Here is a 12,486-nt window from a genome sequence, read left to right as displayed (position 1 = left end):
TTTTTGGCCCCAAGGGCAAGGGGGGAAAAGGATAAAGTTTTTTTTCGGTTAAAATATTTCCCCAAGGGGGACGGAGGGGGATTTGGCTCCCCACCGTTTTGGTTTTTAGATAACCCTCATTCTTGGGCCTTTTTGGCAAAGGGTGAACAAGGATGTTTAAGAGGTTATCCATTCGGACTTTCTCATTTCATAATCAACTACATTTACATTTTTATTTCATATTACAAAAAGTGTCAAGGGTTTTGCCAAAATTGTTCTGATGACNTGAGTTCGACATAAGGAAATTTATAGACAACTGATTTACATCAAAAGTCTTAAACCCTGATTATCTCAGGGAAAAACTCCAACTCCGCTGCGTAGCACGGCGTAGCCGCCCTCCGAACTCCGAACTCCGAACTCAGGTTGATGACGGAGAGGGGACTCGAACCCCTAACATTTTAGTCCCGATAACCCTCATTCTTCGGCTTAAAAAGCAAGGAATGAACAAGGATTTTTTATCTAAACGCTTCTACCAATCGAAGCTCCTCCGTCGTGGTTAACTATGTCTGAAAAAAGACGGCAGGAGAGGGATTGGAACCCTCTAACACCTTTCAGCATCATTACCTACGATAATCCTCATTTTTCGGACTGATTGGGCAAGGAGCAAACAAGGAACCTTCCTGCCTTGTCTTGTAGTATTGTAACACAATTATTGTAGTTTGTCCTATTTTTGTAGTGCGTGAATTATGGTTAGGCGATCGCGTTGTATGTGCTAAAGTCAGAAGAAGGGCTTTCAAGAGTTAATCATTTGTTCTATGGTTGCACAAGTAGATAACACCAATAAACCAGAAATTATTTATCCTGACAGCGACGGGAATCCTATGGCGGATAATACGGGACAATTTCGTTGGATTTCTACGATTAAAGCTAATTTAGACTGTTTATTTGCCGAAAATGACCAAGTATTTGTAGCAGGAGATTTGCTTTGGTATCCTCTGGAGGGTGATAATAAGAAAAGACAAGCACCTGATATTATGGTGGTGTTTGGTCGTCCCAAAGGCGATCGAGGTTCTTATCAACAGTGGAAGGAGGATAATATTGCTCCTCAAGTTGTTTTTGAGATACTTTCTCCAGGAAATACTCAAGCAGAAATGAACCGAAAATTGCTATTTTATGAACATCATGGAGTAGAAGAATATTATATTTATGACCCAAATAAAAATGATTTTAGTGGGTTAATTAAACACGAAGAAAGATTAGAAGTTATTGAAAAAATTGATAATTGGGTTAGTCCCCGTTTAGGAATTCGTTTTCAGTTAGCAGAACCAGAATTAATTATTTACTATCCTGATGGAGATCCTTTTTCTAGTTATACAGAAGAACGAAAACGGGCTGAAAGAGAACGGCAAAGGGCTGAAAATGAAAAACAAAGGGCTGAAAAATTAGCAGCAAAATTAAGGGAATTGGGTATTAATCCAGAAGACATTTAATTGGCAGATTGAAAAACTTGATTAGCTGTCAATACTAATTCAGGAAAAACCCGAGAAATGAGACTTTCTTCTCCCTTAAATAAACTAGGGTGATATTCTCCATCGATTAACTGATAAATTGAGATTCTTGGTTCTTTTGGTGTGCCGATATATCGGGTTGCTCCCTTAGCTAAATAATCAATAATCCAATATTCTTCTATTCCCAAAGCTTCATAATCATCAAACTTTTTCAAATAATCATCACGCCAATTAGAACTAACAATTTCTATCACTAATTTAGCAGATGTTCCCAAAGAACTCGATGATGCTTTTTCCCAATAAGGATCATTAACTAAATTTTCTCTATCCAAAACAATGAGATCAGGAACATAACCAGTATTTGCTTTTTTAGCTTTAATAGCAGCAGTATTAGGGGTAAAGTAAGGCAAATTTAACCTTCTAATTTCTAAGCCTAACTCAAGGGCAACAAATCCGCCAATTTCTTCATGTTTTCCTATCGGTCGCATCATTTCTACTAATTTTCCCTCGATTAATTGATATCGTTTACCATTATCTGGATAATTGTTAATATAGTCATCAAAACTAAGAAGTTTAGGAATGGTTTGGGTGGTAGTCATAGAAAATAAATTAAACAAACATTATCTATATTATATAATTAGGGGTCAAGGGCCATTGACCCCTACGAAAATGTGATTAAAATAAGATTGATAATTGTAGGGTAAACCCTCGAATAATATCTTCACCATTTAAGTAGTAGTAGGGTGGGTTAGACGGCTATAATTGAAGTTATAACAAGAAAATAATAGTCCGTCGTAACCCACCATTTTTCAACATCCAGGTGTGTTAGATAAACTATAATTTTTTTTGTGCATTACGCTACGCTAATACACCCTACAATTTTTTAAATGTTAAACAGAGTGCGATTCGTTCTTAGGGAAATAGCCTCCAAAGGCTTATAAACTAAGGCTTCTAGCTCCCCAAGCTAGATGATAACTGTCCGATTGATGGAGGTGCAAGTCCTCCCACCGAAGGTTACGGTTGACTCAAAACCTGTCCACACCGAGTAGGCTCGGAATCCTACAGAGTGAAGCTGGAATCAGGACGCAATCAGACACCGACTGCTGGTGACACTGGCGTTACAGGAGTCCTCATGATGAAATAGAACCTAGAAAAGTGACTTAAACATAGGCAGGAAAGCAGAAAGAATAGTATCCCCCTGACCTCATCAGAGAATAAACCCATCAGCATTTTTTGTTGTGACTGATTTAACCAAGGGTTTCTGATAGTCAAAATGGTTCCATCTAAAGGGACAATCAATCATCGGACGGAACGAATAAAAACGATTCTAGAGTCCCAGGAAATAGTCGAGACCTGGGTAGGCTTGACGAGATGCGGAACTCTCTAGAGTCGGGTAGGACGAAGCGTAATTGCTTCGAGGCAAATAGAAAACGATTAACCCAGATTCCGCACTTCAAAATGTAGTATAAAAAAATACATAGTTTTAAAAAGTCCGAAAATCATACCTGGGCAAGAATATTTCTCTTTTCATTAAATTTTTAGGAAAAATAATCAAATTAAGAAGATTTATACTCATTGAAAACTTAGCAAGACTCAGCACAAACGAAGGAGAGTTTCCTATTCTCATTTGATATCATTAGACTCTTATTCTTTTATTATTTTTGCTTTATCCAATTCAATTTATAGATAATATCTTTGACAATATGCAGATAATAAACTCAATATAAAACGCCTTTCTTCTGTTAAATTGACAATTTGTTTAACTCCGTTTAAAATCACATAATGAATACCTTGAAAACATTGAAATATCCACCTCAAAGTCGGACGCAATGTTACTTTCCCTACTTGATTATTTATTCCTTTTTTGACTCTTTTTAAACAATTTCTTAATTCTCTTTGCCCCAAGTTATAAATCAACAAACACAAAGACATTAAAAATAACATTGTTTCTATTCTTTCTGGTTTTTCAACGAAGAAACTATCAGTAAAAAATAAGGGATCTTTCAAAAATCGAAATCCTCTTTCCGTAGATTGCTGGTTTTTATAAGTTATCAGAATTTCACTAGCTTCTAATTTATTTTCCTCTACTAAGTTAGTTGCTAAAATAAATTTTCCTGCTTCTTTAGTCTTTCTACTTATCTCTTCATCTTTTTTGATGATCAGACTAATAATTTTATAAATCTTTTCCTTTTTTTTTCGAGTAAGTTTCAATCAGTTCAACTTCTTTTATTTCCAACAATCTCAATTTTTTATTAATAGCTTTTAATTTATATCGAGCAGCTTGAGGATGTTCAAATTCTTCAGATTGTATTTCTTTAAGAAATTTTTGGGATTTCTTCTCTTCTTGGGAAAGTTGTTTCTCTAGTTTTTCCAAATCACTTTTCTGTCTTTTTTCACTCAAGACTATTAACCAAGTTTGCTTGATTCCACCATAAGTAACAATTTCTTCTTTCCAGGTATAACTTTCTAAATTTAGGTCACTTCTTTTTTCTTTATCTTCATCTTTTACTTCTTCCACCTCTATATTTTGCACTAATTCTTTTGCTTTTTTTATGGTCATTGGAACTCTCGTTATTCATTTTAAATGTTGGATTAGTTGGAGATTTTCTTGACCATATAAAGCACTATCACAAACCATGATACTATCAAACTTTATTTGCTTTTTGAATTCTACTAAAACTTTTCCAAATACAGCTTTATCAGATTCATTTCCATCTCCTACTCTCACAAATAATGGAATATCTCCATCTTGGCTTGTTATTAAATCCAAGACACATTGTTTTAAGTCTGGTCTATGATCCCGAGAATATCCTTTCTTAATAAAAATTGGTCTTTCTTTAATAATTTTTTCTTCTTCCTGTTTCTCTTTATCTTCTTCCCTTTTATATTCTCCATCTAAATGAAATGATGTGGAATCTAAATGGGAGTATTTAAGGTCTATTTTAAATTTTTTAATTACTTCTAAAACTACTTCAATAAAAATATCATTTAGTCCATATTTATATAATTCATCCATTACTCTCCCAATTTTATCATCATTAAGGTAATCAGGTTTAATTCTTTCTCCTAACAATTTCTCAATGGCTTTATCTTGAAAAAACTGACTGAATAAATATAGAGGTCTTGAAACAAATCCTAGTCCATTGATTAAAATAGACTTAACTACTGTACCTGCTGAGATTTTTTCTCTAACATCTATTCCTAATTTATTATTAATTATTTTGACTATTCCTATTTCATCAATTAAACCAGCTACTATCCCTAAATGGTCTAAATTTTTAACTTGTATTTCTTCTAAATAAGACATTTTTCGCTCTTTTTTTACAGAGGAAACAACTTAAGCAATTATCCCACTTTTTTGTCTTCAAGAGCTTAAGCAATTATACTTAATTATTAACCCCAGGCTTGTAGTATTTAATGCTACTTTTTGAAGTGCGGAATCTGGGTCAGAAGATTGGCGATCGCTCTTTAAACATCAGGTTTCTAACTGTTTCGCTATAGTATGATTTTCCAGAACACAGGCGATCGCTCTTTAAACATCAGGTGATTAACTGTTACGCTATAGTAATATTTTAGAAGTTTCGCATTGACAGAAAATAAAAATTATGCTGTCAAAGAATTAGTGGGAGATAATTGTTCTAAAATAAACTCCCGTGCCACTTTTAAAGAAAGCTCTCTTTGGAGAGAATACCAAGACTCTATAGTTGCTTTAATTCTCATCAGTTCCAATTGACAAAATGCTCTTAAAGAACAGAAAATATGAGTAACAATAGCTTTTGTCGTTCTTACTTGAAACTTAGATAATCCACACAATTGTTTTAAAGCTCTATGATAGCATTCTATTCCCCAATGAATAGTTTGTAACTCTCTAAAATCATCGCGCTTCCAATCCATAAGTTTAGATTCATCATATAGAAAAGTAGCATAATAACGACAACTTCCGTGTTTAAAAGTCCTCTTAAATATTTTTACTTTTCCGAATTTTTTGATAATTACTATCAATCCATTATTAGGAATTTCCAACTCCTCTACTCTTTGATATTTACCTCCTTCTACTTTTACTTGTCTATTTTTGGCTATTCCTACTTGAAAATTCAGTTCTTTGTCTCTAAAAAATCTTAAATTCTCTTTAGAAGAATACCAACAGTCTGTCGTTATAGTAGAAGGTTTTACCCCCCACTTGATTACTTCTACGATCATCTCTCTTAAGTAATCATTTTTTGTTTTATTATCTAGAGGATCATAAAGGCGATAATTAATAGGCATTGATTTTCCATCATAGTCAGTATAATACAAAGTAATTAAGTTAATTCCTTTGATGGCTTTTTGATGTTTTCCTGACCAATAATAGTTGATTAAATGAGCTTTTCCTACTTGAGAGTAGTGTTTTTCAATAACGGTATCATCCCCACTTAACACTCCTCCAATCAAATTAAGGTTTCCTTGAACTTCTCTAAATAAATCTATTGGTTCATATTGCTCTCTTAGTAAGAATCTATTGGTGCTATGACGAGAAATTTCTAAAATCTCAGCTAAACGGCAGCAACCTGTGTATTTTGGCTCTGAGAGCAAGAAGTATGTATATTGATCTAGATTACATTGGGCTGTTGATGGTTTACTCCGAAGTCTTATGATTTTTCTCCTTCATTAGCGATCACCTGAAAACATCATCTGCATATTTACGCTCTTTTGTCAATGCGAAACTCCTAATAATGTGGTCAACTTCTATCAAGTCATCAGGTGTAAAGTGTTGCTTACATTGAGGACATATACCTTTTTGTTTCTTTAAGAGTTTTGCTACTCTAGTTGGTGTCCCAGTATATGTACCCCTTCTTTTACTCCAATAGGTCCAATTTCCGTCATAGGGTGATGCTTCAGGCTTTACCAGTGTATGTCTCTTTATTTCCGTTTCGGCATGATGGTAGAGGATTGCTCCTGTTGTTTGGAAGGTCCAAAATCCGTGTTTTCCGTGTGAGAAATATTTTCTGAGAGCTTTAATCAATGGTGTCTTTTTCTTTTTCCTGCTAACTGTCCGTGCTCTAAGCATCTCCCATAGTAAATAGTCTTCGGATGCGAACGTTACTTTGCTTGTTACAGTTCGGTAGTAGTTACACCATCCTCTTATAATGGGGTTTAATCTTGCGATTAGTGCTGATTGTGGGGCTTTCTTATGGGCTTTGATAACCTCTTTGATTGCCTCATGATGAGCTAGTATTTTCTTTTTGCTAGGTTTGATTAACGTTTTGAATCCAATTGTTGTGGAATTATTTCCCCCTGTTCTACCAGAGTGGTGTTCTCCTACAGGGTATGACCTGACATTGAATCCAAGAAACTCAAAACCTGGTTTAATGGTTTTTCCGTCATGTTCGATACTTTTTAACCCAGATTCCGCACTTCAAAATGTAGTATAAAAAAATACATAGTTTTAAAAAGTCCGAAAATCATACCTGGGCAAGAATATTTCTCTTTTCATTAAATTTTTAGGAAAAATAATCAAATTAAGAAGATTTATACTCATTGAAAACTTAGCAAGACTCAGCACAAACGAAGGAGAGTTTCCTCTTCTCATTTGATATCATTAGACTCTTATTCTTTTATTATTTTTGCTTTATCCAATTCAATTTATAGATAATATCTTTGACAAGATGCAGGTAATAAACTCAATATAAAACGCCTTTCTTCTGTTAAATTGACAATTTGTTTAACTCCGTTTAAAATCACATAATGAATACCTTGAAAACATTGAAATATCCACCTCAAAGTCGGACGCAATGTTACTTTCCCCACTTGATTATTTATTCCTTTTTTGACTCTTTTTAAACAATTTCTTAATTCTCTTTGCCCCAAGTTATAAATCAACAAACACAAAGACATTAAAAATAACATTTTTTCTATTCTTTCTGGTTTTTCAACGAAGAAACTATCAGTAAAAAATAAGGGATCTTTCAAAAATCGAAATCCTCTTTCCGTAGATTGCTGGTTTTTATAAGTTATCAGAATTTCACTAGCTTCTAATTTATTTTCCTCTACTAAGTTAGTTGCTAAAATAAATTTTCCTGCTTCTTTAGTCTTTCTACTTATCTCTTCATCTTTGTTTGATGATCAGACTAATCATTTTATAAATCTTTTCCTTTTTTTTCGAGTAAGTTTCAATCAGTTCAACTTCTTTTATTTCCAACAATCTCAATTTTTTATTAATAGCTTTTAATTTATATCGAGCAGCTTGAGGATGTTCAAATTCTTCAGATTGTATTTCTTTAAGAAATTTTTGGGATTTCTTCTCTTCTTGGGAAAGTTGTTTTTCTAGTTTTTCCAAATCACTTTTCTGTCTTTTTTCACTCAAGACTATTAACCAAGTTTGCTTGATTCCACCATAAGTAACAATTTCTTCTTTCCAGGTATAACTTTCTAAATTTAGGTCACTTCTTTTTTCTTTATCTTCATCTTTTACTTCTTCCACCTCTATATTTTGCACTAATTCTTTTGCTTTTTTTATGGTCATTGGAACTCTCGTTATCCATTTTAAATGTTGGATTAGTTGGAGATTTTCTTGACCATATAAAGCACTATCACAAACCATGATACTATCAAACTTTATTTGCTTTTTGAATTCTACTAAAACTTTTCCAAATACAGCTTTATCAGATTCATTTCCATCTCCTACTCTCACAAATAATGGAATATCTCCATCTTGGCTTGTTATTAAATCCAAGACACATTGTTTTAAGTCTGGTCTATGATCCCGAGAATATCCTTTCTTAATAAAAATTGGTCTTTCTTTAATAATTTTTTCTTCTTCCTGTTTCTCTTTATCTTCTTCCCTTTTATATTCTCCATCTAAATGAAATGATGTGGAATCTAAATGGGAGTATTTAAGGTCTATTTTAATTTTTTTAATTACTTCTAAAACTACTTCAATAAAAATATCATTTAGTCCATATTTATATAATTCATCCATTACTCTCCCAATTTTATCATCATTAAGGTAATCAGGTTTAATTCTTTCTCCTAACAATTTCTCAATGGCTTTATCTTGAAAAAACTGACTGAATAAATATAGAGGTCTTGAAACAAATCCTAGTCCATTGATTAAAATAGACTTAACTACTGTACCTGCTGAGATTTTTTCTCTAACATCTATTCCTAATTTATTATTAATTATTTTGACTATTCCTATTTCATCAATTAAACCAGCTACTATCCCTAAATGGTCTAAATTTTTAACTTGTATTTCTTCTAAATAAGACATTTTTCGCTCTTTTTTTACAGAGGAAACAACTTAAGCAATTATCCCACTTTTTTGTCTTCAAGAGCTTAAGCAATTATACTTAATTATTAACCCCGGCTTGTAGTATTTAATGCTACTTTTTGAAGTGCGGAATCTGGGATATAAGGAAAGTTTTAAAAAAATCATCACCCCGAACTCTGAACTCCTAACTCGCGTTTACGGTATTTTCTGGACTATCAAAAAATTAGGGTTAGTTAGGTTTTATCCTTGACTAACCCTCTGGTGACATTTATGGTTTATTTTTTATTTGAACCGTCCAAAAAGATTGCCCCATCCTTTTTTATCACTGTCAGTATCTTGAGTTTGATTAACGGGTTGTGCCGTTTCAGTTTCTTCTGATTCAATATTACTCACAGCATCAGCCAAATCGTAATTTTCGGCTAAATACTGGGCTGATTTTTCAACGGTGGGATGGTCCCAGAAGAGAGTATCTGGTAAGTCTAAATCTAACCAGTCTTCTAAGTCACCCACCAAGGTTACAGCATCGATAGAATCAAGGCCATAACGGGTAAAGGGTTCAGTAATTTTGATTTTATCAGAGTCGAGATTTAACTGCTCAGCCAACTGCTTAATCAGCCAATTTTGAACAGTTTCGACTGGTGTAGTAGCTGTTGCTTGGTCATCAAGCTTGTAGCTGGAGCTTTGAACTCGCATAAGAGGGATCCTCGTTTATCGGTGAATGAGCTAATTGATTGGACTTTGGATAAAAAACAATTGTTAGCGTAAAATTTACGCTAAACATATCTCCAGAGCTAAAATAGAGAATTAAGGTGATTTTAAAAACTCTCTTTCCATCTTTTTAGGGGATTTTAAATATTAAATAGCTTCATTCAGTTTCGGTTCCAATATAGATATCTAAGTAGCTTTCAGTTAGAGATTGAATGACTCGTTCTAATTCATCAATGAGATTTCTTCTAGTGAGTTTTTCTACAGCATCAATATGAGCAGAACTTCCGGCTCGTCCTAAATATTTATATTTGGTTTTTTTCTCATTATTAGTGGCCATAGGAAAAATTGATTCAGCAGCCTGTAGTTTATAATACCAGTAGATTGTTCCCTTTCCATTAACCTGATAACGAATAATATGACAATTAGCTGGTGCTACTTCCCCTTCCCGTTCAATTTTCTTTATTTTCTGTTTAAGAGAGCGAATTAGACTCTTAATTTGTTTGGCTCTCAGGTGGACATCTTGACTGGTCTTAAGTTCGGAATGTGATGACATTAGCCTTAACTGTAACAAACAACCTCTTTTGATGTTAGCGTATATATTCCGCTAATTTATAAGGTAATAAATTTTAAAAATGACCAAAAATGAAACGGCTACGTCTGTCGAGGAATTCCTGGTGTGGAGGTCTAACCTCTTCCAAGGACTAAAAGCTAGAAAAGAAACTATTATAGAATTACTCGATGCCCTCTCCAGTAACCAACAAGCTCACTCAGTCGTTGAATTGTCTCTCAATCCTTTATTTAGAAGAGATTATAACAGTTTATATAGAGGAATTCAAGAGTTTTTACCCACTCAAACTGACCCTAATTATGAACAGAGAATTGAGACTTTATTTTCAGCAGTATCGAGAACAATTCCTCCCACTTCAAAACATTATAACTTATTTGGTATTGACACAACTCCCTGTCCACGACGGTTTGCCGAAACGTTAGCGGATAAAACCTTTATTCATTACCCCAATCCAATTAAGGGAAATAGACCCATTAATATTGGACATTGTTATTCCGTTGTCTGCGCTTTACCTGACCAAATAGACACAGAAAAAGTCCCTTGGGCTGTCCCCTTATCAGGAGAGCGAGTCCCCTCTAAACATAAAGGAGTAAATCAAGGCAATCAACAACTAAAAAAAATCTGGCAAAGTTCTTTATTTTCTGATAAATTATCTGTCTTAGTGGCTGATAGTGACTACAGCCAAAAGGATTTTATTGGGGAACAAGTTAAGCATGAAGACCTAGTTACTATTACAAGAGTTAGAAGTGACCGAGTTTTTTATCGTCAATTTATTCGGGACCCAAATCAAGCCAAAACTTCGGGACATCCCCGTTGGTATGGGGATAAATTTGACCTTAAAGATGACCAAACTTGGACTGAACCTGATGAAGTTCATCATGTTCCCTTTACAACGAAAAAAGGTCGTCAATTAACAGTGACTATTTCGGGATGGAAACAGATGTTAATGAGAGGAACTAAAAACTATAAAATGAACAATCACCCCTTTACTTTACTCCAGATTGTTGTCAGAGCTCAAGAAAGAAATAGTATTTGGAAACCTATGTGGCTTATTGTTATTGGTTCTCGGCGCGATGAGTTAAGTTTAGTTGATTGTTATCAGTGTTATCGACAACGTTATGACATGGAACATCTTTTTCGATTTGGTAAACAAAGATTATTGATGACATCTTATTTAACTCCCGATGTACATCATGAAGAAAATTGGTTTAAACTAACACTTCTTTCTTATGTAAATTTGTGGGCTGCCAGAAAATTAGCTGTGGTTTTACCCCGTGATTGGGAACAGTATTTGAAGACTAATAAATCCATCAAAATCACCCCTAGTCTAGTTCAAAGAGACTTTTCAAGAATAATTACGACCTTGGGGACTTTCGCCAAATTTCCCAAACGTCGAGGTTTTTCTTCCGGACGTATTAAAGGTTACAAAAAAGCCCCACGAACTCGTCATGATGTTATCAAGAAAGGGAGCAAAAAATCAACTGAAAACTTAAAAGCTCCTTAGTTTTCCTCAGAATCTATAGATTAGCCCTATTTGTCAGCCAATTTTATTGACTGATACAGAGCCGATATTTTGGGATTTTAGTTCAGCGTAAAATATACGCTAACAAACTTTTTTTGTCCAAAGTCCAATGATCAAGACCATTAATGCTTTCTCCGTTACCTGTTGTTCTTCGGCGGCACTCAGTTTTTCTCTCTCCTCAAACCATCGCGATCGCCACTGACGCACTTGTACTCGGTCTAATTCTAATCTTCGACTAATCGAACTATTGCTCTCTCCTGATGCTGCGGCTAAGATTAGCTTGGCTCGTCTAACAAGGCGATAGGGGTTTGTTGTCCCTCTCACTATTTGTTGGAGTACTGTTTTCTGTAGGTTGGAGAGGTTAATTGGCAATGCTTTTATCATGGACATCAACTTCGAGATTCTTCCGTTAGTTTCATTGAAACACATTGTCGTGGCTAGTCACGAAAGTTTCTGTAAAAATCTGGTGGATTACTTTCGCCAAGCTGCACTAGTGCCTTGGTGATGATTTTGCGACCTGATCAGCAAGACTATTTAGGAACGGCGGTTATTGTGGAAGTGGCCAAGGAACTAGAAGTGCCGAAAATGTTGTTAGTGGTGAATAAAGCTTTACCTGACATAGATTTTGGTGTTCTAAAGGATAAAGTCCATGAAACCTATCAACTGCCAGTAGCAGGAATTTTACCCCTATCTACGGAGATGTTACGGTTGGGAAAGTCAAGGACTTTTTTTGCTTTACACATCCCAGACCCTTCCATTTAACAAAAGGAAGGTGCAACCGCATCCTCCTCTTCATATTCAAAAGTTAATTCCTAGAAGGGCATATTTATGGCTAAATTTTCAAAGATAAAGCCCCCCGGTTCTTCTCGGGTTGGTCCTTCCGGGAATTACAAAAGTTGCCCAAAGAAAAACCAGCCCTTAATTACTTGGATAACCCGGAAACAAAAACCTA

7 protein-coding genes, 1 tRNA gene and 4 pseudogenes are annotated in these 12,486 nt (G+C 34.6%); 3 read left to right on the top strand and 9 right to left on the bottom strand.

Annotated elements, in window-relative coordinates; genetic code table 11:
• Positions 1-406 precede the first annotated feature (406 nt).
• Positions 407-531: transfer RNA gene (locus CWATDRAFT_RS37660), tRNA-OTHER, on the bottom strand.
• A 263-nt stretch (positions 532-794) separates the two neighbouring features.
• On the opposite strand from CWATDRAFT_RS37660, the gene CWATDRAFT_RS24570 reads away from it, so the two are divergent.
• The gene (locus CWATDRAFT_RS24570) at positions 795-1,469 is read left to right on the top strand and encodes a Uma2 family endonuclease (protein ID WP_007307536.1); all 675 of its coding nucleotides are present in this window, start codon (positions 795-797) and stop codon (positions 1,467-1,469) included.
• On the opposite strand, the gene CWATDRAFT_RS24565 is transcribed toward CWATDRAFT_RS24570, so the two are convergent.
• The 7 genes and pseudogenes from CWATDRAFT_RS24565 to CWATDRAFT_RS24520 form a co-directional block, all read right to left on the bottom strand.
• Entirely contained in the window at positions 1,466-2,086 is a 621-nt protein-coding gene (locus CWATDRAFT_RS24565; RefSeq protein WP_007307535.1) for a Uma2 family endonuclease, read from the bottom strand. The genes CWATDRAFT_RS24570 and CWATDRAFT_RS24565 overlap by 4 nt on opposite strands.
• Positions 2,087-3,167: 1,081 nt before the next feature.
• A pseudogene (locus tag CWATDRAFT_RS32010) lies at positions 3,168-4,794 on the bottom strand (IS1634-like element ISCwa1 family transposase).
• A gap of 296 nt (positions 4,795-5,090) precedes the next feature.
• Positions 5,091-6,119, bottom strand: coding sequence for an IS701 family transposase (locus CWATDRAFT_RS24545; protein WP_071905640.1), 1,029 nt, complete (start codon positions 6,117-6,119; stop codon positions 5,091-5,093).
• A 76-nt stretch (positions 6,120-6,195) separates the two neighbouring features.
• Positions 6,196-6,867 (bottom strand): annotated as a pseudogene (locus CWATDRAFT_RS24540) (HNH endonuclease); the annotation flags it as partial.
• A 242-nt stretch (positions 6,868-7,109) separates the two neighbouring features.
• Positions 7,110-8,736: pseudogene (locus tag CWATDRAFT_RS24530) on the bottom strand (IS1634-like element ISCwa1 family transposase).
• Positions 8,737-9,018: 282 nt separating this feature from the next.
• Positions 9,019-9,429, bottom strand: coding sequence for an acyl carrier protein (locus tag CWATDRAFT_RS24525; protein ID WP_007307527.1), 411 nt, complete (start codon positions 9,427-9,429; stop codon positions 9,019-9,021).
• A gap of 172 nt (positions 9,430-9,601) precedes the next feature.
• Positions 9,602-9,997: a hypothetical protein gene (locus tag CWATDRAFT_RS24520; protein WP_007303072.1), complete on the bottom strand. Its 396-nt coding sequence runs from the start codon at positions 9,995-9,997 to the stop codon at positions 9,602-9,604.
• A 79-nt stretch (positions 9,998-10,076) separates the two neighbouring features.
• Between CWATDRAFT_RS24520 and CWATDRAFT_RS24515 the strand changes: the two genes are divergently transcribed.
• Positions 10,077-11,516 carry an NF041680 family putative transposase gene (locus tag CWATDRAFT_RS24515; RefSeq protein ID WP_007307537.1) on the top strand — a complete coding sequence of 480 codons (1,440 nt, stop codon included), beginning with the start codon at positions 10,077-10,079 and terminating at the stop codon, positions 11,514-11,516.
• Positions 11,517-11,636: 120 nt separating this feature from the next.
• On the opposite strand, the pseudogene CWATDRAFT_RS24510 reads toward CWATDRAFT_RS24515, so the two are convergent.
• A pseudogene (locus tag CWATDRAFT_RS24510) lies at positions 11,637-11,963 on the bottom strand (helix-turn-helix domain-containing protein); the annotation flags it as partial.
• A 75-nt stretch (positions 11,964-12,038) separates the two neighbouring features.
• Between CWATDRAFT_RS24510 and CWATDRAFT_RS24505 the strand changes: the two are divergent.
• Positions 12,039-12,296 (top strand): ATP-binding protein, encoded by a 258-nt coding sequence (locus tag CWATDRAFT_RS24505; protein ID WP_007307538.1) that lies wholly within the window; start codon positions 12,039-12,041, stop codon positions 12,294-12,296.
• The last annotated feature ends 190 nt before the right edge of the window (positions 12,297-12,486 follow it).

Origin of the sequence: Crocosphaera watsonii WH 8501, from assembly GCF_000167195.1 — a bacterium.
GTDB lineage: Bacteria > Cyanobacteriota > Cyanobacteriia > Cyanobacteriales > Microcystaceae > Crocosphaera > Crocosphaera watsonii.
Note: the sequence above shows the minus strand (reverse complement) of the source record. Positions and strands in the feature narration are given on the sequence as shown.